The organism is Flavobacterium sp. CR10 (genome assembly GCF_055814415.1).
Window position 1 is genome coordinate 136,201 of sequence record NZ_CP185985.1, and the last position, 21,850, is coordinate 158,050.

25 protein-coding genes and 1 tRNA gene are annotated in these 21,850 nt (G+C 33.0%); 18 read left to right on the forward strand and 8 right to left on the reverse strand.

The annotated features are described in order from the left end of the window. Window positions 1–131: 131 nt before the first annotated feature. Both ACNRYB_RS00680 and ACNRYB_RS00685 read right to left on the reverse strand, forming a co-directional pair. Window positions 132–851 (reverse strand): DUF4290 domain-containing protein, encoded by a 720-nt coding sequence (locus ACNRYB_RS00680; RefSeq protein WP_343707461.1) that lies wholly within the window; start codon window positions 849–851, stop codon window positions 132–134. 4 nt (window positions 852–855) lie between these two features. Beyond that, on the reverse strand, window positions 856–1,152 hold the full coding sequence (locus ACNRYB_RS00685) for a DUF493 family protein (protein WP_066033683.1): 297 nt from the start codon (window positions 1,150–1,152) through the stop codon (window positions 856–858). A 289-nt stretch (window positions 1,153–1,441) separates the two neighbouring features. On the opposite strand from ACNRYB_RS00685, the gene ACNRYB_RS00690 reads away from it, so the two are divergent. The 7 genes from ACNRYB_RS00690 (at window position 1,442) to ACNRYB_RS00720 (ending at window position 8,093) form a co-directional block, all read left to right on the forward strand. Further along, on the forward strand, window positions 1,442–2,353 hold the full coding sequence (locus ACNRYB_RS00690; protein WP_473728958.1) for an alpha/beta hydrolase family protein: 912 nt from the start codon (window positions 1,442–1,444) through the stop codon (window positions 2,351–2,353). Between the two features lie 10 nt (window positions 2,354–2,363). Next, entirely contained in the window at window positions 2,364–3,146 is a 783-nt protein-coding gene (locus ACNRYB_RS00695) for a hypothetical protein (protein ID WP_473728959.1), read from the forward strand. A gap of 363 nt (window positions 3,147–3,509) precedes the next feature. Next, window positions 3,510–4,043, forward strand: coding sequence for an AAA family ATPase (locus tag ACNRYB_RS00700; RefSeq protein WP_129748034.1), 534 nt, complete (start codon window positions 3,510–3,512; stop codon window positions 4,041–4,043). Between the two features lie 65 nt (window positions 4,044–4,108). After that, entirely contained in the window at window positions 4,109–6,004 is a 1,896-nt protein-coding gene (locus tag ACNRYB_RS00705; RefSeq protein WP_473728960.1) for a RecQ family ATP-dependent DNA helicase, read from the forward strand. Then, window positions 6,004–6,951 carry a methionyl-tRNA formyltransferase gene (gene fmt, locus ACNRYB_RS00710; protein WP_129748032.1) on the forward strand — a complete coding sequence of 316 codons (948 nt, stop codon included), beginning with the start codon at window positions 6,004–6,006 and terminating at the stop codon, window positions 6,949–6,951. The genes ACNRYB_RS00705 and fmt overlap by 1 nt, the downstream gene beginning before the upstream one ends. A gap of 180 nt (window positions 6,952–7,131) precedes the next feature. Continuing rightward, complete coding sequence (locus ACNRYB_RS00715; protein ID WP_008464760.1) at window positions 7,132–7,404, forward strand: HU family DNA-binding protein; 273 nt, start codon at window positions 7,132–7,134, stop codon at window positions 7,402–7,404. 128 nt (window positions 7,405–7,532) lie between these two features. Next, the gene (locus ACNRYB_RS00720; protein WP_129748031.1) at window positions 7,533–8,093 is read left to right on the forward strand and encodes a YqgE/AlgH family protein; all 561 of its coding nucleotides are present in this window, start codon (window positions 7,533–7,535) and stop codon (window positions 8,091–8,093) included. Here the strand turns inward: ACNRYB_RS00720 and ACNRYB_RS00725 are convergent. After that, on the reverse strand, window positions 8,090–8,926 hold the full coding sequence (locus ACNRYB_RS00725) for an aminotransferase class IV (RefSeq protein ID WP_473728961.1): 837 nt from the start codon (window positions 8,924–8,926) through the stop codon (window positions 8,090–8,092). The genes ACNRYB_RS00720 and ACNRYB_RS00725 overlap by 4 nt on opposite strands. Window positions 8,927–8,980: 54 nt before the next feature. Next, entirely contained in the window at window positions 8,981–9,373 is a 393-nt protein-coding gene (locus ACNRYB_RS00730; protein ID WP_008464757.1) for an START-like domain-containing protein, read from the reverse strand. Between the two features lie 150 nt (window positions 9,374–9,523). On the opposite strand from ACNRYB_RS00730, the gene ACNRYB_RS00735 reads away from it, so the two are divergent. The 8 genes from ACNRYB_RS00735 to ACNRYB_RS00770 all read left to right on the forward strand — a co-directional run bounded on the left by ACNRYB_RS00735 (window position 9,524) and on the right by ACNRYB_RS00770 (window position 15,851). Further along, window positions 9,524–9,597: transfer RNA gene (locus ACNRYB_RS00735), tRNA-Met, on the forward strand. Window positions 9,598–9,713: 116 nt separating this feature from the next. Next, a complete protein-coding gene (locus ACNRYB_RS00740; protein WP_473728962.1) occupies window positions 9,714–9,974 on the forward strand; it encodes a hypothetical protein in 261 nt (86 codons plus the stop codon). Window positions 9,975–10,189: 215 nt separating this feature from the next. After that, window positions 10,190–10,426: a GNAT family N-acetyltransferase gene (locus tag ACNRYB_RS00745; protein WP_473728963.1), complete on the forward strand. Its 237-nt coding sequence runs from the start codon at window positions 10,190–10,192 to the stop codon at window positions 10,424–10,426. Window positions 10,427–10,652: 226 nt separating this feature from the next. Continuing rightward, window positions 10,653–11,174, forward strand: coding sequence for an RNA polymerase sigma factor (locus ACNRYB_RS00750; protein WP_129748028.1), 522 nt, complete (start codon window positions 10,653–10,655; stop codon window positions 11,172–11,174). A gap of 46 nt (window positions 11,175–11,220) precedes the next feature. After that, window positions 11,221–11,430 (forward strand): hypothetical protein, encoded by a 210-nt coding sequence (locus ACNRYB_RS00755; RefSeq protein ID WP_119792834.1) that lies wholly within the window; start codon window positions 11,221–11,223, stop codon window positions 11,428–11,430. A 12-nt stretch (window positions 11,431–11,442) separates the two neighbouring features. Beyond that, window positions 11,443–12,285: a FecR family protein gene (locus ACNRYB_RS00760; protein ID WP_473728964.1), complete on the forward strand. Its 843-nt coding sequence runs from the start codon at window positions 11,443–11,445 to the stop codon at window positions 12,283–12,285. Between the two features lie 100 nt (window positions 12,286–12,385). Further along, entirely contained in the window at window positions 12,386–15,004 is a 2,619-nt protein-coding gene (locus ACNRYB_RS00765) for a TonB-dependent receptor (RefSeq protein WP_473728965.1), read from the forward strand. 4 nt (window positions 15,005–15,008) lie between these two features. After that, window positions 15,009–15,851: a DUF4249 domain-containing protein gene (locus ACNRYB_RS00770; protein ID WP_473728966.1), complete on the forward strand. Its 843-nt coding sequence runs from the start codon at window positions 15,009–15,011 to the stop codon at window positions 15,849–15,851. Window positions 15,852–15,893: 42 nt separating this feature from the next. Here the strand turns inward: ACNRYB_RS00770 and ACNRYB_RS00775 are convergent, their stop codons facing one another. From ACNRYB_RS00775 to ACNRYB_RS00790, 4 genes are all read right to left on the reverse strand, one after another. Beyond that, entirely contained in the window at window positions 15,894–16,433 is a 540-nt protein-coding gene (locus ACNRYB_RS00775) for a GNAT family N-acetyltransferase (RefSeq protein ID WP_343707479.1), read from the reverse strand. Window positions 16,434–16,444: 11 nt separating this feature from the next. Further along, on the reverse strand, window positions 16,445–17,074 hold the full coding sequence (locus ACNRYB_RS00780) for an MgtC/SapB family protein (RefSeq protein ID WP_473728967.1): 630 nt from the start codon (window positions 17,072–17,074) through the stop codon (window positions 16,445–16,447). A 97-nt stretch (window positions 17,075–17,171) separates the two neighbouring features. Further along, window positions 17,172–18,974, reverse strand: a complete 1,803-nt coding sequence (locus ACNRYB_RS00785) for a glycoside hydrolase family 2 protein (protein WP_473728968.1) — start codon at window positions 18,972–18,974, stop codon at window positions 17,172–17,174. A 306-nt stretch (window positions 18,975–19,280) separates the two neighbouring features. Further along, the gene (locus ACNRYB_RS00790; RefSeq protein WP_473728969.1) at window positions 19,281–19,886 is read right to left on the reverse strand and encodes a 5'-methylthioadenosine/S-adenosylhomocysteine nucleosidase family protein; all 606 of its coding nucleotides are present in this window, start codon (window positions 19,884–19,886) and stop codon (window positions 19,281–19,283) included. 182 nt (window positions 19,887–20,068) lie between these two features. Here ACNRYB_RS00790 and ACNRYB_RS00795 point away from each other — a divergent pair, with 182 nt between their 5' ends. The 3 genes from ACNRYB_RS00795 to ACNRYB_RS00805 all read left to right on the forward strand — a co-directional run bounded on the left by ACNRYB_RS00795 (window position 20,069) and on the right by ACNRYB_RS00805 (window position 21,826). Continuing rightward, window positions 20,069–20,632, forward strand: a complete 564-nt coding sequence (locus ACNRYB_RS00795; protein WP_129748020.1) for a DUF6642 family protein — start codon at window positions 20,069–20,071, stop codon at window positions 20,630–20,632. A gap of 2 nt (window positions 20,633–20,634) precedes the next feature. After that, a complete protein-coding gene (locus tag ACNRYB_RS00800) occupies window positions 20,635–21,555 on the forward strand; it encodes a helix-turn-helix domain-containing protein (protein WP_473728970.1) in 921 nt (306 codons plus the stop codon). A gap of 70 nt (window positions 21,556–21,625) precedes the next feature. After that, window positions 21,626–21,826 carry a hypothetical protein gene (locus tag ACNRYB_RS00805; protein WP_473728971.1) on the forward strand — a complete coding sequence of 67 codons (201 nt, stop codon included), beginning with the start codon at window positions 21,626–21,628 and terminating at the stop codon, window positions 21,824–21,826. The last annotated feature ends 24 nt before the right edge of the window (window positions 21,827–21,850 follow it).

Genomic DNA, 21,850 nt, shown 5'->3' on the forward strand with positions numbered 1-21,850 from the left:
AAAAACTCAGCAACTTAGTAGCTTAGCAGCTTAGCAGCTTTTTTTATTTTTGTTTTTGTTTTTGTTTGTTTTTTTAAAGTGTCAAAGTAAAAAACTTAGCAACTTAGAAGCTTAGCCTCTTAGCACCTTTTTTACTTCTGATTATTGTTTTTTTGAAAATTCTTTTTTTGACCGCCTTTGTTGTTTTTGTTATTCTGGATTTTTGGCTGTGTTCCAGAAGCTGTTTTATTAGACATGCGTTTATTGGTACGCATTAAATCTGTTGTGTTTAAAAGCTCTTCTGTACTGTGCAATAAATTGATTTTACCACCAGATAATTCATATAAATGCTCAAAAATCACATCGTCTTTTACAGTGTCTTTGTTCCAGCTTAAGAAAGATTTTTTCATGTGATTGGCAATTACCATTACCAGTGCATTTTTCATCTCGCCTTCTTCCCATTTATTGGCAACTTCTATCATGTATTTGATATTATTGCCATAAAATCTGTATTTAGGAAAATTCTGCGGATACTGCAATATCTCTGGCTTTAGCTGCAAAACATCTCTTGACGGAATCGGGTAAGGAGACTCAACATTCAATTTAAAATCAGACATGATAAAAAGCTGATCCCAAAGTTTGTGCTGAAAATCTGGCACATCACGCAAATGCGGATTCAGACTTCCCATAACCTGAATGATGTATTTTGCGGCTTTATTGCGCGTTTCATCATCTTCGATTGCGGTTGCCTGATCAATCAGTTTTTGTAAATGACGACCATATTCTGGGATAATTAAACGCTGTCTTTCAGAATTGTATTCTAAATTATACACAACGTCGCTTGCTGCTTCTCTTTTATATTTTTCGATCATAAGTTTATAATGAAACTATACCTTCTATTGTAGAAACTTCTTTGTATTTGCTGATCACATCATCTGAGCTGTGCATTGTAACGTCAACAGAAACACTAGTAAATTTACCTGTTTTTGATTTTGTTGTTTTAATAACTGCTCCCATTCTATCAAAAGCTTTTTCAACACGCTCAACATTATCTGCTACAGAAGGCACAATAAATTTGTACAAGTATTCTGCTGGCCAAGTATTTGCGTTATCTAGCTCGACTTTTAATCTTTCGTAAAATTCGGCTGTATTTTTTTCTTTATCGTTCTCCATTCGTAATTAAAAATAAACGCAAATATACGTTTTTGATTTCAGATTTATGATTTTAGATTTTAGATTTTTTGACTCTAAAAATGAGGTTGTTTTTTTGCCACAAATTACACTAATTAACACAAATTATTAAATCCTAAAATTCAATTTCCCTAATTTTAATTAACTTGGCAAATCAAAAAATAATAATTAGCGAAAATTCGTGAAATTGCTTCGCCTGTTCGCTATCGCTCGAGTCGTGGCAGAAAAACTTTGCGACTTAGCGGCTTTGCGAGATTAAAAACACATTACAATGAAAAAACTCCTTTTACTTTTTATCGCTCTTACCTTAAATTCAGTTCAAGCACAAGAAGTTAAAACCTTAACTTATTTCCAAAACGACACTTTAAAACTAGATTTAGATTTGTATCTGCCAAAGAAAAAAGCTGGCGAGAAAATTCCTTTGATCATGTTTGCTTTTGGCGGAGGTTTTTCTGGTGGAGAGCGTACAAGCGAAAAAGATTTCGGAAAATTCATGTCGCAAAATGGCTATGCGGTTGCGAGCATTTCGTATAGTTTATACATGAAGGGAAAAGATTTTGGCTGTAAAGGAACTTTGACCGAAAAAATAAAAGCGATTCAAATTGGCGTAAGCGACATGTGGCAAGCAACAGCTTTCTTAATTGAGAATGCAGATAAATACAATCTTGATACTTCAAAAATCTTTATTTCTGGAATTAGTGCTGGAGCTGAAATTGGTTTCCACGCTTCGTTTTGGGATTATAAATTAATGAACTTATACAAAAACAATCTTCCTGAAAACTTTAAATACAAAGGTTTTATTGGAGGTTCGGGAGCGATTCAGGATATTAATTTGATTACAAAAGAAAAAGCGATTCCGATGTTATTGGCTCACGGAAGCAATGATGACACAGTTCCATACGCGGCTGGTTCGCATCGTTCTTGCCCAACAAATGCTTCTGGCTGGCTGATTCTTTTTGGTTCTTATGCGGTTTACAATCAAATGACCGATTTACATAAAGATATCGAACTGATTACTTTCTGCGGTGGCGGACATGAATTTTCAGGCTATCTTTTTCACGAAGGACAGCAATATGTTTTGGATTTTGTAAATGATGTTTTGAATGGCAAAAAGTTCCAATCGCATTTGATTGTTCCTTCTAAAAACGGAAAAAGTTCTGGGAAGTATTTGTTTTGTGAGTAAATAAAAATTTATGAAAGTAAAAACTATATTATCATTAATAATATTAGGATTATGCATTCAATGTAAAGAAGCTAAATCTAAAAAAAACAAACAAAAGATTGAGCAAATCTCTGCTATAAATCATTATAATTTCTTTGGCAAGTCAAGTTTTAAATTTCAGTATTTCTCAGATAGTTCATATGTCTTTACAATTATTGACAAAGATGTAAATCATGAAAAATTTGAGACATTTAATGATTTCTGTTACTCAAAAAACGACACTATCTATTTCAGTCAAACAAGATTTCTTTATAACGGAAGTGATAAGGCAGTTATTAAAAATAATTATATTGAATTTATTCGAGGAGATTTTCCTTTAAAGATTGAGATAACAAAAAATCTTCTTCAAACAAAAAACAAACTAAATCTTGAAAAGTTTAATGACTATGCGTTTTTTATTTTTGAACCAAATTTCCATGAAAGATATTTTCATGAGAAAACAAAAACTTTAAAATCAGCAGATTTAGATCAGAAAGAATTAATCGAACTTGATCAGATTTTGAAAAAATGTTTTTCTGAGAAAAAATCAAAACTTGAAAATTTCGATAAATACATACACCAATGCATTGTTGTAACAACTACAAAAGGAGAAAAAGAAGTTTTAATAAATTCTTATTGTAAAGATCCATATAACAAAAAAGACTATAAATACTCCTTGATACAAATGGATGATGGTGGAAATTGCAATGTAAGTCTAATAATTAATTTGACTAAACATAATTATTCAGATTTAAGTATTTCAGGAAGTGCATAAAATTTCTTTTTGATTTTAAATTTCAAAATAGCTCCAGCGGAGCGACATATAAATCACTTTAAATGTGTCGCTCCGCTGGAGCTATTTTATAACGCTCATATTTTTCTATAAATATGTCGTCCCTCTGGGACTTTCTTTTTGTGAAAGCTTATATTTTTTTTTATAATTCCAAAAACAAAACCATCTCTCCTTTTTAACCCTGATGGAAGCGGAAATCCTTTTGCTTTTTTCTTTAAAAAGCAAAAGATTGGAGCGGACAGCAGGAACCCATGATGACTAAAAATGCCAAATCTTTCGTTTCTTATAAATATTCTTTTTAATTATAAATAAGTTTAGGTAAATTTGCGCTTTATTTTTAGAATAGTGCAAAAAGAAATTATAGTCTTGCTTGGCGGACCTGGTACTGGAAAATCAACACTTATTAACGAATTGGTAGCTCGTGGCTTTTGTTGCTATCCAGAAATCTCTAGACAGGTTACCATGAAAGCGCAACAAGAAGGCATTGAGCAGTTGTTTCTAGAACAGCCACTTTTGTTTAGCGAAATGTTATTGGAAGGTCGTATTGAACAATACAAAAATGCTCTAGAAGAACCTGATAACGTGGTTTTTATTGACCGCGGAATTCCAGATGTAGTAGCTTATATGGATTATATTGGCGATGAATATCCCGAGAGTTTCGTTAAAGCTTGCGAAGATTATAAATATTCTAAAACTTTTATTTTACCGCCTTGGGAAGAAATTTACCAAAGTGATTCTGAACGTTATGAAAATTTTGATCAGGCAGTAAAAATCCAAGAGCATCTTGTAGAGACCTATAAAAAATATGGTTACGAACTTATTGAGGTTCCAAAAGACACAGTTGAAAACAGAATTCTTTATATCTTAGACAAAATTTAGCAAAAGGTTTTAAAGTTGTAAAACTAGGAACTGCTTTCTAAATTTTTAACTTTAAAACAAACGCAATGCTCGGAGCGCAGGATATTCTTCTAAAATACTGGAAACACGACAGTTTTAGACCGTTGCAAAAAGAAATTATCGATTCTGTTCTTGATGGACAGGATACTTTTGCAGTACTTCCGACGGGAGGCGGAAAATCGATTTGCTTTCAGGTCCCCGCAATGATGCAAGAAGGAATCTGTCTTGTTATTTCTCCTTTGATTGCTTTAATGAAAGATCAGGTGATGAATTTGCAGAAAAGAGGCATTAAAGCGATTGCTCTTACTGGCGGAATTCACACCGAAGAATTAATTGATCTTCTAGATAATTGCCAATACGGAAATTACAAATTCTTATACCTGTCGCCAGAAAGACTGCAATCTGACTGGATTCTGGAGCGTATTAAAAATTTACCTATCAATTTAATTGCTGTTGACGAAGCGCATTGTGTTTCGCAATGGGGCCACGATTTTAGACCTGCCTATCTTAAAATTTCGGAACTGAAAAAATACTTTCCAAAAATTCCGTTTCTGGCTTTGACCGCGACAGCAACTCCGAGAGTTATTGAAGATATTAGAACCCAATTAGAATTAAAAAATCCAAAACATTTCCAGCAGTCGTTTGAGCGAAAAAATATCGCTTATATGGTTTTTGAAGTCGAAGACAAATTGTACCGCACGGAACAAATTCTTAAAAAAAATCCGCAACCTTCTATTATATATGTGCGAAATCGCAAAGCGTGCTTGAACATGTCTTCGCAATTGCAGTCACTTGGCTTTACGGCAACGTATTATCATGGTGGACTTTCGTCAAAAGAAAAAGACAAGAACATGCAGTTGTGGATGTCGGAACAAGCTCAGGTTATTGTTGCTACAAATGCCTTTGGAATGGGAATTGACAAAGACAATGTTAAAACGGTTATTCATACACAACTTCCAGAAAACTTAGAAAATTATTATCAGGAATCTGGGCGCGCAGGACGAAATGGCGCCAAAGCTTTTTCAGTTTTGCTTTATAACAATTCGGATTCCATTCAGACCGAACAGCAATTTTTAAATATTTTACCAGACAAAAAGTTTCTGAAAACGATGTACAATAAACTTTGCAACTACTTTCAGATTGCTTACGGAGAAGGTTTGGACGAATCTTTTTCTTTTAAACTGAATCATTTTTGCAATAAATACGAATTCCCAACTTTGAAAACGTATAATGCATTACAGTTTTTGAATCAGCAGGGAATTATTACAATGTCTCAGGAATTCTCAGAAAAAATCAGCATTCAGTTTTTGATTGAATCCAAAGAAGTGATTCGATACATGAGTTTAAATCCAAATGATGAAGAAATTATTCTGGCGATTTTAAGAACTTATCCTGGAGTTTATGAAGTGAAATCTAATTTGAATCTAGGATTAATTGCCAAAAAGTCGAATCGATCTGAAGAACAGGTTATCGCGCTTTTAGAAAAATTAAAAGAAAAGGAAATCATCGAATACAAATCCAAAAACAATGACGCTACTATATTATTTAATGAAGTTCGAGAGGACGATCATACTATAAATAGGGTTTCAAAATATTTAGAAAAACAAAACGAAGTTAAAAAAGAACAGCTTTTATCTGTTCTTCACTATATAAAGGACACCAAAACTTGCAAAAACAGATTGGTTTTGGATTATTTTGGAGAAGAAACAAATGAAAATTGCGGTATTTGTTCGTACTGCATTACACAAAAAGGAAAAATTACAGAAGCCGATTCGATTGCAGATAAGATTTTGTCTTTGCTTAGAACAGCTTCTTTGACTTCGAGAGAAATTGAGAATCAGATTAAAATGGATACAAAAGATATTTTATCGGTTCTTCAGGAATTGCTCGAAAACAATCATATTATCATACAAGCGAATAATAAATACACTTTAAAATCATAATGGAGAAATTGAGAATTATATTTATGGGAACGCCAGAATTTGCCGTTGGTATTTTGGACACCATTATTAAACATAACTATGAAGTTGTTGGCGTAATTACTGCTGCAGATAAACCAGCAGGACGCGGACAAAAAATAAAATATTCAGCTGTAAAAGAATATGCGCTTGCTAACAATCTCACTTTATTACAGCCAACCAATTTGAAAGACGAAAGTTTCTTAGCAGAATTAAAAGCTTTAAATGCCAATTTACAAATTGTAGTTGCTTTTAGAATGCTTCCAAAAGTGGTTTGGGAAATGCCAAGTTTAGGAACTTTTAATCTTCACGCATCATTGCTTCCAAATTATCGTGGTGCAGCGCCTATTAACTGGGCCATTATTAATGGGGAAACTAAAACTGGTGTTACCACTTTCTTTATTGATGATAAAATTGATACTGGCGCTATGATTTTAAATTCTGAAATCAATATTGAGCCAGAAGAAACCGCAGGACAATTACACGATCGTTTGATGCATTTAGGAAGCACAACTGTTATCGATACTTTAAAAGTTATTGAAAACGGAAATGTCGTAACCAAAATTCAAGAAGATAACGACGATATCAAAACGGCTTATAAATTAAATAAAGAAAACTGTAAAATAGATTGGACAAAATCTGGAGCAGAAATCAATAATTTAATTCGCGGTTTAAGTCCGTATCCAGCTTCTTGGTGCTTCTTGAAAGACCAAAATGAAGAATTGAACATTAAAATTTATGAAGCCAAATTAGTCTCAGAATCACATTCTTATGAGATTGGAAAGCTAATTAGCAGTAAAAAAGAAATCAAGATTGCAATAAAAGAGGGCTTTATTCAGTTATTAAGTCTACAATTTCCAGGAAAAAAGCGAATGCTTGCTTCAGAATTATTAAATGGAGTGAGTTTTTCGGATGCTGCAAAAGTGTATTAACGTCAGTAAAACAGGGGTTTGTACTTGTTTTTCATCGACAAACAACACTCTTTATGAACAAAAAAAGCAAGTTATCAACAATTTTTGCTAAAAATAAAGAAAACACTTGCACGCAACGGATTTCCTACTAAATTTGTGTATTAACAATTTTTTTTAACCAACAATTAATAACTAATTATTATGAACAAATCAGAATTAATCGATGCTATCGCTGCTGATGCAGGAATTACAAAAGCTGCGGCGAAATTAGCTTTAGAGTCTTTTTTAGGTAATGTAGGAACTACTTTGAAAAAAGGTGGAAGAGTTTCATTAGTAGGTTTTGGATCATGGTCAGTATCTTCAAGAGCTGCTAGAGACGGTAGAAACCCTCAAACAGGAAAAACTATCAAAATCGCAGCTAAAAACGTTGTAAAATTTAAAGCTGGTGCTGAATTAGAAGGTGCAGTGAACTAAGTAAGAAAGTTCTCTAAACTTATAATATAATTAAAACCTTCCTTCTGGAAGGTTTTTTTATGCGGTTTAACGATTTTTTTTGTGATTTTAATTTTTTTATGATTAAATTTAATAAAAATTGTAACCGTATGATTTCAGAAAAATTAAAAAAAGGACACCTGCTTATTGCCGAGCCTTCAATAATTGGAGATTTATCTTTTAACAGATCGGTAATTTTATTAGCAGACCATAACAAAGAAGGATCAATAGGTTTTATAATTAACAAGCCATTAAAATATACTATTAATGACTTGATTCCCGAGATTGATGCTAACTTTAAGATATATAACGGCGGCCCTGTAGAACAAGACAACCTTTATTTTATTCACAATATTCCTGATTTAATCCCAAACAGTGTTGAGATTTCAAACGGAATTTATTGGGGAGGCGATTTTGAGTCCACCAAAGACCTAATAAACAACGGATCTATTAGTAAAAACAACATTCGTTTTTTCTTAGGTTATACTGGCTGGGAAGAAAATCAGCTTGAGAATGAGATGCAAGGAAACTCTTGGATTATTGCTGATAATAATTATAAAAATAAAATTATCGGAAAATCTACTACTCATTTTTGGAAAGAGCAGATTATTGAGCTTGGCGGCGATTATCTTATATGGTCTAATGCACCCGAAAATCCATATCTGAATTAATTTTCAGAGATGGATTCATTTAGTTTCTGCACTAATAAATGCGCCAAATTTGTTTTAAACTCCTTTTTTCGATATTTAGTTATCGGCTGTATCCCTGTGATTACATTGGTCAGAAATAATTCATCTGCTTTTTGAAGATCAAACGGCGAAATTACTTCTTCCACTACTTCTATGCCTTCTACTTTTTTAGCCAGCGCTAAAATTTGTTTACGCATAATACCGTTTAAAGCACCTTCTGAAACCGGAGGTGTAATAAGCTTATTGCCCGTTACCATAAAAATATTGCCCTGAAGTGCTTCCACAACATTTTTGCTGTCATTCAGCAAAATACAATTGGCAAGGTCATTTTCGTTTGCATAAATGCTTCCTGTAATATTAATCATCTTATTAGTAGTTTTAAGAGACGACAATAATTGCTTTGTTACGTAGAAGTCTTTATACAAATCCACTTCATATTCATTTGTATTTATAGAGTAAGCTTTATTTCCAAGAGAAATAGCGTTGATTAAAAATGAAATATCATTGCTTTTTGGAAGATATAAACCGCCATCATTTCTAAAAACGGTAATTCTTGCACGTGCCGAAGCTGCAATTCCTTGTTCGTTTACCAAATTAAGAATCTGCTCTTCAAAATATTCCATTGTAAAATCCATAGGAATCATCATTCTAACCACACGCATAGAAGCCATTAGCCTAAAATAATGATCTTCAAGAAACAAGATTTTTCCGTTGACAATTTTTACCGTTTCAAATATTCCGTCACCATACAAAAAGGCACGATTTAGAGTTAGTATATTATCCTCTTTCCCTATGTTTCCGTTAAAATTAATCATAAAAAAACCCTGAATTTTGTTCAGGGCAAATATAAGGTATAAAATAGACTTTTACTAAACCGAACCTATAAGATGTTTTAGATCTGAGATCTGGTTCTCCCACAATTGTTTAGCTTCGCCTAATTCTTCTTTTTCAGCAAAATCTACCACCATAAGCGATACATCTTTAGTTAATTCGTCAACTAAAATATGGAGTTCGAAAAAATACTCAGTATCCTTACTGCTGTCATCAACCCATTTAAACTTTACTTTTTCCCCAGATTTCTTTGAAGCTAAACGTGCTCTCTCTTGCGAATCATTCCAGATAAAAGTAAAAAATTCACCTCTCGAATTAACATTGTCAGCAAACCATTCTTGTAAACCTGACGGTGTTGATATATATTGATACAATAATTGTGGCGAAGAATTGATCGGAAACTCGATTTCGTAACGTATTTTTGACTCCATGTGCTACTTTAATTTTTTTCGAAATATAAGAATATATGTCCAAAAACAATGCATTTTTAAAAATATTTTTTTTTCTTCATTTTATGCTTGCGTGCTTTAATATTATTTCTATCTTTGCACCCGCAATCAGGAATTCATGATAGCAGTCCAGGCGAGGTAGCTCAGTTGGTTAGAGCGCAGGATTCATAACCCTGAGGTCACGGGTTCAACTCCCGTCCTCGCTACTTAGAAGATAAAACCCTTAAACAGAAATGTTTAAGGGTTTTTTATTTAAATTAACCCTTCTTTAAGTACAGATTTTATTAAATTAGTATCTTGCAACAAGTAATTTACACAGAACATGGACATAGTAAAATTTAAAATCACATCTAAAACAATCAAAGTAGAAGTACGCAATTCAAATAATTATGTTTTTAATTTCAATTCTGTTTTAGATATTAAAAAAGAGGACAAAGATGTTTTATTAAAGCTTTACAATGCACTAGACCTTCTTTTTAAGAAAGAACAGGTTACTGAAAACAAAAATTACATTTCGCCAAATCAGACCAATATCTTAGATCAGATCTCAGCTGCAGATTTGGAAAAAGAAAATCAACAATAAAACTTTACAGTCTTTAAATTAAATGTCCTTGAATAAATAAATGTTCAAGGATTTTCTTTTTTTAAGACGGGCGTAATAAAACAGTATTTAATGTATTATGAAAAATAAAGAGCAAGTAGAAATAGTAACTTATAAACCTGAGTATCAAAAAAAGTTTTAAGGTTTTAGGTGTTTGCGCTTTAATTAAAAGTGACGGAAAAGAGTATGATTACGAATTGGCAAAAATGGCTGTAAGTCCAAAAGCGCAAGGAAAAGGTGTCGGATTATTACTGGCTCAATCGGCAATTAAATGGGCTGCAGACAAAGGAGCTTCTAAAATTTCTCTAGAAAGCAACACTAAACTAAAACCTGCTATTAAACTGTATGAGAAATTAGGTTTTAAAGAAATAACAGGCATCTCTTCTTCTTATGACAGAGTAGACATTAAAATGCTGCTAAACATTAATTTTTAGATTAATAGAATCAAAAAACAAAAAAAGTAGAACCCTTGACATTTCTGTTAAGGGGTTTTTATTTGAAATAAATTGTAACATTTAATCTACAAAAGCGTCAAATCTTGGATTAAATTACGGTTCTTTGTAACTTATTACATTCCTGATTAATATTACTCAATTTCTGAGTACAATAATATTGAAACCTATGAGTTTAGACTAGGAAGCTAGTCGCGATATTTTCGTTATGGACAATAAAAAATTTATTTTAAGTTTAAAAAAAGGTAATGAAGCAGCTTTCAAAGAAGTTTACTTCAGTTATTACGATAAACTTATAAATATTGCCAAACGATTCAATTCTTCTGTATTTACTCCCGAAGACTTTGTCCAAGAAACTTTCATTAGATTATATAACAAAAGAGAATTGCTTAACGAAGAGGTGCTGTTTGACAAACAGATATTTGTTATCTGCAAAAACATTATAATCAATCATGTTAACAGAGAGAATAAAATAATACAGCTTGATCCTTCTCAAGTTGAAATGCTAGATGAAGAAAGTGATTCAGGAATTTTTGAAGAAAGACAAGAAAAACTTCAAAATTTTATTAATCAGCTTCCAGAACAGCAGCAAAAAATATTCACTTTACACAAACTGGAAAACCTTAGTTATAAGGAGATTGCAGAAATAACGGATCTTTCTGAAAAGACCATTGCCAATCATATTTATCTCGCCAGTAAATTTATTCGAAAAAAAATCGAAAACCATTAGGAACTTTTTAGTTCTCGTTTGTTATACTAAAAAACAAGAACTAAAAATGCATATCGAAGCGTATAAAACTAATGTAAAAACAAAGAAAGATGCAAGCTTGCTTGTAGCTTATCTTCAGTTTGTCATTTCTGACTGTATCATAAACTTTGATCGCCAGGGACGCGAAAACATCCTTAAAATAGAAACTAACAGAGACATTAAAGAAATGGTTTACGGCGTTTTTACCAAACAAGGTTTTCATTGTCAAATTATTTAATATCTAAGAAAAATGGATCAGGAGAAATTTGACGAAGAATTTAAAAAGTTATGGGAAGAATCTCCCCTATCTCATTCCGACAGCGATAAAGAAGCTTCGTGGGAACAATTTCATGCTAAAACATTTTCTAAGAAGAAAAGAAAATATAAGCCTTGGCATCTTTATGCGGCGGCTTCAGTTTTACTTTTTGCGCTTATTGGAACTGGAATTTATTTTAACCAAGACCCTACTGCTGAAAATGTTGTTCTAGCTGAAAATGTAATTGAAAACACAACCTCAGCCATAAAATATGTCGTTTTACCAGACAGCTCAAAAGTAGAATTGAGTCCGAACTCTAAAATTATTTACGAAAACAATTTTGCTATAAACAGAAAAATTCAAATTGACGGTGAAGCTTATTTTAAAGTAAAGAAAGACAAGCAGCATCCTTTTCAGGTTTTTTGTGACGAAACCACAACGACTGTTTTAGGAACTTCTTTTATAGTTAAAGAAACTGAAAACGAACAAGTGACTGTTGAGCTTTTTGAAGGAAGTGTTCAAATGAATGTAAAAGGCCAAAACCAAAAATGGATTTTGAAACCGGGAGAAAAATTTACATACGGAAACCAAACTGCTTCAGTATCAGAATTTAGCCGTTTTATAGATTTTGATAACGAAAAATTGTCTGTTATCAGTCAATATATCGAAGAAAACTATGGTTATAAAGTCAATATTCCGAAAGAGAATCTCGATCAGAAAATCACTATCCGAATCAATAAAAGAGAAGATTTAAAAACAATTGTACAATTACTATCCGAAATGTATAACCTAAACTTTGAAATAAATGAAGATTTAAAACAGATCACTTTTCAATAAAAAAACAAAAAAGGATGCAAGCCGCGAAACTACACATCCTCCTAATGTTCAAGATAACATTAAGTTATCCATTTAATAATATTCAAAAATACGAAATTTCATGAAGCATATAATTTCAGCGTGCTTTTTTTTATTCAGTTTATGTATGTCTGCACAGAGCGTTACAGTAACTGTAGATCAAAATGTAACTTTAAAAGAATTTTTCAAACAGATTGAAAGCCAAACCAATTTTAAATTTGCTTTTACAGATCAGATCGACACCAATAAAAAGTATTTTACACAGAAAAATACTTATAAGAATATTGAAATCAGCAAGCTAATTACAGAATTAAACCAAACTTCTATTGTACAATTTTCTATTGTTGGCAACAATATTTTTGTAAAGCAGAAAGCTCAAACTACGAAACCTGCCAAAAAAAAAAGTAAGCTGACCGGTCATGTTTATGATGACGAAAGACAGCCTGTAATTGGTGCCAATATTTATATTAAAGAACTGGAAACGGGAGTTGTAACAGACGCTAACGGAAAATATAGTATTGATGTCCCAAACGGAACTTATACAGTACAGGTAAGTTATGTTGGATTTAAAAATGAAGAAAAACGTGTTTCGGTTTCAGACGACACCAAAACCAACTTCAACATAGATGCTGACAGCCAGCAATTGGGCGAAGTTATTGTCATGAACAATAAAGCGGTTGATATTAAAACCACTCAAATGAGTGTTAATAAGCTTACAATGCAGGAAATCAAAAGAATTCCTGTTGCAATGGGAGAGGCTGATCCGTTAAAATCAATTTTGACATTGCCGGGAGTTACCAATGCAGGTGAAGCTTCTTCGGGTTTTAATGTCCGCGGAGGTGCTGCCGATCAGAACTTGATTCTTTTGGATGGCGCGCCTGTTTACGCAGATTCGCACATGTTTGGATTCTTTTCTATTTTCAACGCCGATATTGTGAACGGTTTAGAGTTATATAAAGGCGGAATTCCGTCAAAATTTGGAGGACGTGTTTCTTCTGTTTTAGATGTTACGCAGCAGACTGGAGACTTTGAAGAATATAAAGTAAATGGGGGAATCGGAATCATTTCGAGCCGTCTTTTAGTTCAAGGTCCGTTGCAAAAAGAAAAAGGTTCGTTTATCCTTTCTGGACGAGCTTCGTACGCGCATTTGTTCATGAAACTGGCTGATAATAACAACTCAGCCATGTTTTATGATTTGAATGCCAAATTGAATTATCGTTTTAATGCTAAAAATACATTGTCTTTTTCCGGTTATTTCGGAAATGATATATTCGATATCAATGATCGTTTTGCAAGCACTTACGGAAGCACCATGGGAATTTTAAGCTGGAAACATAAATTTTCAGATCGTTTAAACAACAATTTATCTACGTATTACAGTGATTACAGATTTAATCTAGAAATTCCGATTGAAAGTTTTAAATGGGATAGCAATATTGCGAGTTACGGATTGAAATACAATTGGAATTTCCAACAATCTGAGAAATTCAAAATCAATTACGGGATTGATGGTTTGTATTACAATTTCAATCCTGGAGTTGTAAAACCGACTTCTCCAGATTCTCAGTTTAATTATATGCAATTGGATAAAAAATATGCTCTAGAAGCTTCTGCCTTTGTTGATTTTGAAAATCAGATTACAGAGAAACTGAATTTCCGATACGGACTTCGTTACAGCATGTTTTATCGTTTAGGAGACGAAACTATTAGCACTTACGAAAATGGTCAAGCGGTAGTATATAATCCGTTGTATAAAATTTATGAGGAGGGAACGCCAAACGGAAGCATTTCGTATGGAAAAGGAAAAACCATCAGCAAGTTTAATAATTTTGAACCTCGAGCTGCTTTGTCTTATGCCTTTAACGACGAAACTTCTATAAAAGCGAGTTACAACAGAATGGCGCAGTACATTCATATTTTATCAAACACTCAATCTCCACTGCCAATGAGTATCTGGACGCCAAGCGGACCTTTTACAAAACCTCAACTTTTGGATCAGTATGCGATGGGTTATTTCAGAAATTTCAAAGACGGAGATTACTCTTTAGAAACCGAATTATTTTATAAAAATGTTCAAAATCGTATTGACTATATTGACGGCGCTGATGTTTTGGCTAACAACAATATTGAGCAGGTTATTTTAAACGGAAAAGCCAGATCGTATGGTTTGGAACTGTTATTCAGAAAAAACACTGGCGTTTTTACCGGATGGGTTTCTTATACTTTATCTCGTGCTGAACAAAAAACTCCAGGAAGAACTCCTGAAGAACCTGGAATTGCAAACGGTGACTGGTATTTATCTGGTTATGACAAATTGCATAATCTGAGCATTGTGGGAAGTTATGAATTGAATCCGAAATGGTCTTTTAACGGAAATTTCACTTTACAATCTGGCCAGCCAGTAACGTATGCAAATGGCTATTATGAAATGGGGGGTATTCATATTCCTAATTATTCTCTGCGAAATGAAAACCGTTTACCGCTTTTCCATCATTTGGATGTTGCAGCAACTTATACTCCTAAACCAGACAAAAAGAAAGGATGGCAAAGCTATTGGGTATTTAGCCTTTACAATATTTACAACAGAAAAAATGCTGCTTCTATGAGTTTTACAACCAATGAAGATACAGGAGCAAATGAAACCAGAAGACTTTCTATTTTCGGAATTGTTCCTGGGGTTTCTTATAATTTTAAATTTTAATGCTATGAATAAATTGAAAAAATATACGATAATGAATAGAGCGCTGGCATTAATAAGTCTTCTTTTTGTTTTTTCTTTTGCTTCTTGCGAAGATGTGGTGAATCTGGATCTGGAAACTGGCGAAACCAAACTTGTTATTGATGCCGAAATTATCTGGAAAAAAGGAACTGATGGAAACGAACAAACCATAAAAATCAGCAAAACGGCTCCATATTATAGTGGTTCTACACCAAAAGTTTCTGGTGCGCAAGTAAGAATAGAAAACAGTAACGGAGATGTTTTTACGTTTAACGAAACCGAAGCTGGCGTTTACAAATGCACTAATTTTGTTCCTGTTCTTAATGCCGATTACAAATTATTTATTACTGCCGAAGGGCAAAGTTTCACAGCAGTTGAAAAACTAACTTCTGTAACGCCAATTAATAAAATAGAGCAAAATATTGTTCCCGATTTTAGCGGAAAAGATATTATTGAACTGACCTTTTATTATAATGATCCTGCAGATGAGATCAATTATTATGTAACCGATTATCAAGCTTCATTTTTGATATACCCAGAATATGAAATCACGAATGATGAATTCTTTAACGGAAACGAAATCAGTACAAGATATTCTCATGAAGACAAAATGAAATCTGGAAATACTGTAAAAATTACACATAGAGGCGTTTCTAAAAACTTCTACAATTATTGGAAATTAATACTAGAAGCTTCAAGTTCAAATCCGTTTCTTGTTCCTCCAGGAAATATTAGAGGAAACATTGTAAATACTTCCGATGCTAACAATTTCGCTTTTGGTTATTTCAGACTTTGCGAAGCAGATCAAGTTGATTATTTGGTAAAATAAAAAATCTATTTTACAACAAGACAAAAGCCTTAAACGAAATGTTTAAGGCTTTTGTCTTTTCCAATCTTCTTTATTTATTTGATACACAAAATTCAGTTTTGGCTTTTCTCCAAAATAAGCCACTTCTTCTTCAGCAACTTTTTCTGCTCCTACTCTCGAAATTGCAATTTGCGATCGTATATTTTCTGAACCAATATGAAATTTCACTTTCGTAACATATTCAAAAAGATAATCCAGCATAGTCTTTTTTACATTTTGGTTCACACCTTTTCCCCAGCATGAAACCGCATAAAAAGTATAGCCGATAAAAATACTATCATCTTCTGGATTGAAATCGTAAAATCGTGTGCTTCCGATAAATTCTCCTGTTTCTTTACTTATAATTTTAAAGGCGCCTTTACTTTTCATGGCTCCTTCAAAAAAGTTTTCGAAAACTTCTTTTTTCCATCGGTCTTTGTTTGGATGCTGTTCCCAAATTTTAGGATCGGAAGCTACTTTATACAAAGCTTCAAAATCTTTTTCTTCTAAAGGAGACAAAATGCAAAGATCATTTTCTAAAATGGGCTGTAAACTAAAATTCATATTTTTTGCTGTTATAATACTAATTCCTCAAAAACAGGTTCTTGCAGAAGTGTTGCATACAAAGATTCTATATTTTTTTTAGGTCCGTGTATCTGCCATTCTAAAACTACATGATCCAAATTGCGACGCTGTGTGATTAGTTTTGATTTTACATTGTGAGCGACAAAAAGTTCTTTGCATCTTATGTGTCCCTCGTCTGAACGTTTAAAAGTTATTCGAAGAGTTTTATGCTCATTGATGAAATCAATTTTATCTTGAAGAAATGTAAGCACTGTAAGAATTGAAAGAATCATCAAAGCTGCGCAAGCCGATGCAAAATAATATCCTGCTCCTACTCCCATGCTTACAGCTGCAACCGACCATATTGTGGCTGCGGTTGTAATACCACTAACATTATTATCTGACCTAAAGATTACTCCTGCACAAAGAAAACCTAATCCTGTCACAATATTAGAAGCTATTCGGTCAGGATTTCCTGCTCCACCGATCCATTCTGACATAAATGTAAAAAAACAAGCTCCAACAGAAATCATTATTGTAGTTCGAAGGCCAGCTGCTTTTCCTCTATATTCTCTTTCTGCTCCAATTAAGGCTCCCCAAAACGCCGCTAAAAGCAACCTTATGACAATTTCTACTTCCATTTAAAATCTTCTATTTTTTCAAATAAAATTAAGGAAAAAACATAAAAAAACCTCCAAAATCAAAATGACTTTGAAGGTTTTTCTACTTGGTCTATCTTTATTTATATTCTACTTCTTTTTGCGCATACCAATCTTTCATTACATAAAAAGCTTTCTTTTTAATTCCCTGATCTGAAATTAATCCTTTACGGTTAAAGAAATCCTGAATATTTGGCAACTGCCTTCTTGGAGATCTGAAGTCAACCAAAATCCAAGGAGAAACTCCTGCCAAGCCTTCAATGCGATTGAACATTTGTGTGTTTTGAATGTATAATTCTTCTTGATATTCTTCGTTCCAACGTTCCTTTTTATCTCCGTGCAAACCTTGTAAAGCTTCGCCTCCAAATTCGCTGATGATAACCGGTTTGTTGTATGGGATTACCCACTGCATGTCTTTGCAAGATTCGTTTGTTCCTCTATACCAACCCAAATATTGATTAAAACTTACAATGTCTACAAACTCGTTCATATTGTCGTGAAGCGTATTGATATTATTTGAACTCGAAGTAACTTCCATCGCCATACTAATCAAACGAGAATTATCTTGTGTGCGTGCGTATTTTGCCAATTTGCTTAAGAAAGCATCTCGATCATCTCCATGTGGCGTTTCATTGGCAATTGACCAGATTACAATTCCGCAACGGTTTTTGTCTCTATAAATCATATCGTGGAGCTGACGTTCTGCATTAGCATACGTATCAGGATTTGTCCACGAAATAGTCCAATAAACGGGAACTTCAGACCAAATCATTAATCCCATTTTTTCGGCTTCTTTTACCATGTTTTCGTTGTGTGGATAATGTGCCAGACGAACATAATTACAGCCCAATTCTTTTGCCCAATTCAACAAAGTTATGGCATCATCTTTAGACCATGCTCTTCCAGATCTAAAAGGCGCTTCTTCGTGAATACTGATACCACGTAAAAAGACTTTTTTTCCGTTTAGCAGAATTTCTTTGCCTTGGGTTTCAATGGTTCTAAAACCAATTTGATCGGCAATATTTTCATCTGCTTTAGAAATGGTAACATCATATAATTTTGGTTTTTCTGGCGTCCATAAAACAGGATTGGCTTTTATTTCGAAATAGGCCATTCCTTTAGAATCTGTTGTTACGTTCTTTTTGATTTTTAATTCTGGAATTGAAACCGAAACAGACTGATTTGCCGATTCGCTATTTAGTTTTATCCAGCCCGAAATTTTTCCTTTTTCTTTTTTATCCAATTGAACCAAATAATCTTCAATATAAGTATTCGGAACCTGAGCCAAAGTTACATCTCTTGTAATTCCGCCGTAATTCCACCAATCCATATTTACGGTTGGCACATTGTCTTTATGGCGTTTGTTATCGACTTTTAATACTACGAAATTGTTTCCGTCAACTAATAAATTGGTTACGTCAAAATTAAAAGGTGTGTAACCTCCAATATGTGTTCCTGCCAATTTTCCGTTTACATAAACTTTTGCATCATAATTGACCGCTCCGAAATGAAGAATTCCTTTGCTTTTGGAATCTTTTTTATAATTGAAATCTTTCTGAAACCAAACCGTTCCTTCGTAAAAAAACAATCTTTGATCCTTCGAATTCCAATCAGACGGAATGTCCATAACTGCTGAAGTTGCAAAATTATATTCGCTTAATTCTGTGGTGTTCCATTTTTTATTTTCGAAAAATCCGTTGTTTTTAAAAGGTTCTAAACGGTAATTATAATATCCGTTTTCGAGAGGATCTACAATATATCTCCATTTTCCGTTTAGCGTAATATTGTTTCTGGCTGAAATATTAGATAGTAGCGAAATTTCCTGTGCCATTGCTTTTCCAATAAACAGAAAAGTACAGCACAGCATTACAATTTTCTTCATAGTTAAAATCATTTTGGTTTCAATAGTTAATTAGTTTTTCATCAAAAATGAAAACTATAAAGTTAAAAAGTTTCTTTAAAGCATAATTAAATCAACCTCATCCATTTCTTCAAAATACCCCATCAAATACTTATCAGTTTTACTGTATGAGGCGTATTTAGTCGCTTTTCATTCTTTATTCATACTAAAATTAGGTATTCTCAATATGTCGCACCGCTGGAGCTTTTTGAATTTGAGGATTTGAATTATGCTACAAATATTTTGCTCCGCTGGAGCAACTTCCTAAAAAAACAAAAGCCACTTCAATTAAGAAATGGCTTCTGATTCTTTTATTAATCCCAAAATTTTGCCGTAAGCAATTGCTGCTTTATGAACTTGAACCGTCCAGTCTTCGGCAGCATTATCATCGGCTCCGTCAGAAATATATTTTAAACTTAAAAACGGAATGTTTTCCTTCATGGCAATCATGGCCAGAGCGTAAGCTTCCATATCAACCACATTATAAGCGTCTGAACAATGTTCCATTTCGAAATTATCTCCTGTTCCACAGATTCCTTCTTGAAGATTGTCCATTAATAAACCATATTCTAAAACTGGTGGTAAACCAGAAAGAGGCGTTTCATATAATGCAAATCCCAAACCTCGAACATCCATATCTCTTTGTACAAATTTGGTACAACAGATTACTTCGCCTTTTTGAAAACAGCTGCTTCCTGCCGATCCTAAATTTATTATAACAGAAGGTCTTTTCTTTTGAATCGCTTTTGTCAATCCGTAAGCTGCGTTTACTTTTCCAATTCCAGTAATTAAAACATTGTGTCCTTTAAAAACTTCTGCTGCCTCAGATTCAAGAGCAAAAGAGAATAATATATCTTCGAAAGCAAAAGATGCCGTCTGATTAATTTGTATCATGTGTAATTTATTTTCGGTTTACAAAAATACGCTTAAAAATTTACTCGGCTTTAACCAAAGTTTAAAAACTAAAAAGCACGTTAAATTCTATTTTCTATGCTAGATTTCATTTCAGAAAAAATACTTTTGTTAGAATCATAAAAGAAGAATTTCAATCCCTAAATACCAGAAAGAAAAACTGCATGGATAATGAAAAATTTATTTTCTGCCTTGAAGGCGTCCGAGATATAGACGATCATACCCCAACTAATGTGGTAAAATGTTTGGAAGAATTGGCCATTGACCAAGGAATTTCGAGCATTCATAAAACTTGTGATACAATCGAAGGTTTGGAAGAAAGTTTGAATATTTTACTTTACGAAGATCATAATTTCAAAGACTATGAAATTATTTATCTTGCCATGCCAGGTCAGGAAAACAATATTTGTCTTCACGATTATTATTACAGCATCGAAGAAATTGCCGAATTGTTTGAAGGTAAAATGAAAGGCAAAATCATTCATTTTGCGAATCTTAAAGTTTTAGATTTGAATGAAGAAGAAGCACAATATTTTTTAGACATAACGGGAGCGAGAGCAATTTCAGGGTACGGATCAACTTATAATAAAATTGCAAGCTGCAGCACGATTGATAAAGCTTTTTTTAGTTTGTATCAGGAAAACGATAATTTGATTGAAGTGGTCGAAGATCTTTATGCCAAACATTACAATCTATGCAAACTGCTTGATTTTAGATTATATTATTAAAAATGAAAAAGAAGCCAGCAGAGAAAATAAAAACCTATAATCTAAAAGGATTTCGAGAAAAGTTTTTAGGAGAAGACAATCCTATTCATTTGCTTTTCAAGTCAAATTCTGATCATTTTTTCTGTGTTGAAATCGAAGAGATGATGCAGATGCAACATCCTGTTCCACCTTCTAAACATTCTTGCCATACTTTAATTTTCATTTCCTCAGGTCAGCATGTTATGAAATTAGGCTATCAGGAATACATCACAACTGATAACGAAATGATTATGGTTCCTGCTGGACAGATTTTTTCGCTTGAAAATGTCAACAATATTCATAAAGGTTATATCTGCCAGTTTCATCCCGATATTTTAATTCGAAAATATGGCAGCCGCGAACTGCTAAATGATTTTGATTTTCTAAAGATTTCAGGAAATCCAAAAATTAAACTTGCTCCTGAAGATATTGCCCCAATTACTAATATCTTGGAACGATTGAAAAAGGAATATTCAGAAACCACAATTACAGATTTGAATATTGTCCAATCGTATCTGATTACTTTGTTTTATGAAATGAATAAAAATGCGGTAAAAACTTCTAAAAGCATTTCGGCGGCAGAAGTAATTACGGGAAAATTTAAAGAGCTGATTCATGATCATATAAAGGTCCAACACCAAGTTAATTATTATTCCTCGCTATTAAATGTTACTCCAAACCATTTAAACAAATGTGTCAAAACCGTAACAGGAAAATCGGCAGTTAAATGGATTGACGAAAACATATTATTAGAAGCTAAATATTTACTGTTTCAAACTACTCTTTCTGTAGGTGAAATCGCAACGCAAGTAGGCTTTGAAGATCAATCTTACTTTAGCCGATTTTTTAAAAAAGCAGAAGGAATCTCTCCTATTCGATACCGAAAAATGATTGATAAGTCCTAATTATTGATTATAGAATCCTAACAAATATGTAGGTGTTTTTCAGAAATTTGCTTCCTCAAAAATGCAAATTATGATTTATGTTTTTAAAACTTCCGTTGATAGTCAAGCCAAATTTGAAGCGGCTTCTGTATTCTTAAATGAATTATTGCCTAATTCTCTGTGGAATTTTGATCTCGAAGATTGCGATAATATCCTTAGAGTTGACAGTGAATTGAATATTACAGCATTACTTCAAAACAATCCTGTTTTTGATTGCATCGAATTAGAATAAAACTTTATACGCCTTTTTAAAATT

Excerpts from the sequence above, each read along its gene's own strand:
- ACNRYB_RS00680 (WP_343707461.1), bottom strand. The coding sequence starts at position 851 with ATGATCGAAAAATATAAAAGAGAAGCAGCAAGCGACGTTGTGTATAAT.
- ACNRYB_RS00685 (WP_066033683.1), bottom strand. The coding sequence starts at position 1,152 with ATGGAGAACGATAAAGAAAAAAATACAGCCGAATTTTACGAAAGATTA.
- ACNRYB_RS00690 (WP_473728958.1), top strand. The coding sequence starts at position 1,442 with ATGAAAAAACTCCTTTTACTTTTTATCGCTCTTACCTTAAATTCAGTT.
- ACNRYB_RS00695 (WP_473728959.1), top strand. The coding sequence starts at position 2,364 with ATGAAAGTAAAAACTATATTATCATTAATAATATTAGGATTATGCATT.
- ACNRYB_RS00705 (WP_473728960.1), top strand. The coding sequence starts at position 4,109 with ATGCTCGGAGCGCAGGATATTCTTCTAAAATACTGGAAACACGACAGT.
- fmt (WP_129748032.1), top strand. The coding sequence starts at position 6,004 with ATGGAGAAATTGAGAATTATATTTATGGGAACGCCAGAATTTGCCGTT.
- ACNRYB_RS00715 (WP_008464760.1), top strand. The coding sequence starts at position 7,132 with ATGAACAAATCAGAATTAATCGATGCTATCGCTGCTGATGCAGGAATT.
- ACNRYB_RS00720 (WP_129748031.1), top strand. The coding sequence starts at position 7,533 with ATGATTTCAGAAAAATTAAAAAAAGGACACCTGCTTATTGCCGAGCCT.
- ACNRYB_RS00725 (WP_473728961.1), bottom strand. The coding sequence starts at position 8,926 with ATGATTAATTTTAACGGAAACATAGGGAAAGAGGATAATATACTAACT.
- ACNRYB_RS00730 (WP_008464757.1), bottom strand. The coding sequence starts at position 9,373 with ATGGAGTCAAAAATACGTTACGAAATCGAGTTTCCGATCAATTCTTCG.
- ACNRYB_RS00740 (WP_473728962.1), top strand. The coding sequence starts at position 9,714 with ATGGACATAGTAAAATTTAAAATCACATCTAAAACAATCAAAGTAGAA.
- ACNRYB_RS00750 (WP_129748028.1), top strand. The coding sequence starts at position 10,653 with ATGGACAATAAAAAATTTATTTTAAGTTTAAAAAAAGGTAATGAAGCA.
- ACNRYB_RS00755 (WP_119792834.1), top strand. The coding sequence starts at position 11,221 with ATGCATATCGAAGCGTATAAAACTAATGTAAAAACAAAGAAAGATGCA.
- ACNRYB_RS00760 (WP_473728964.1), top strand. The coding sequence starts at position 11,443 with ATGGATCAGGAGAAATTTGACGAAGAATTTAAAAAGTTATGGGAAGAA.
- ACNRYB_RS00765 (WP_473728965.1), top strand. The coding sequence starts at position 12,386 with ATGAAGCATATAATTTCAGCGTGCTTTTTTTTATTCAGTTTATGTATG.
- ACNRYB_RS00770 (WP_473728966.1), top strand. The coding sequence starts at position 15,009 with ATGAATAAATTGAAAAAATATACGATAATGAATAGAGCGCTGGCATTA.
- ACNRYB_RS00775 (WP_343707479.1), bottom strand. The coding sequence starts at position 16,433 with ATGAATTTTAGTTTACAGCCCATTTTAGAAAATGATCTTTGCATTTTG.
- ACNRYB_RS00780 (WP_473728967.1), bottom strand. The coding sequence starts at position 17,074 with ATGGAAGTAGAAATTGTCATAAGGTTGCTTTTAGCGGCGTTTTGGGGA.
- ACNRYB_RS00785 (WP_473728968.1), bottom strand. The coding sequence starts at position 18,974 with ATGAAGAAAATTGTAATGCTGTGCTGTACTTTTCTGTTTATTGGAAAA.
- ACNRYB_RS00790 (WP_473728969.1), bottom strand. The coding sequence starts at position 19,886 with ATGATACAAATTAATCAGACGGCATCTTTTGCTTTCGAAGATATATTA.
- ACNRYB_RS00795 (WP_129748020.1), top strand. The coding sequence starts at position 20,069 with ATGGATAATGAAAAATTTATTTTCTGCCTTGAAGGCGTCCGAGATATA.
- ACNRYB_RS00800 (WP_473728970.1), top strand. The coding sequence starts at position 20,635 with ATGAAAAAGAAGCCAGCAGAGAAAATAAAAACCTATAATCTAAAAGGA.
- ACNRYB_RS00805 (WP_473728971.1), top strand. The coding sequence starts at position 21,626 with ATGATTTATGTTTTTAAAACTTCCGTTGATAGTCAAGCCAAATTTGAA.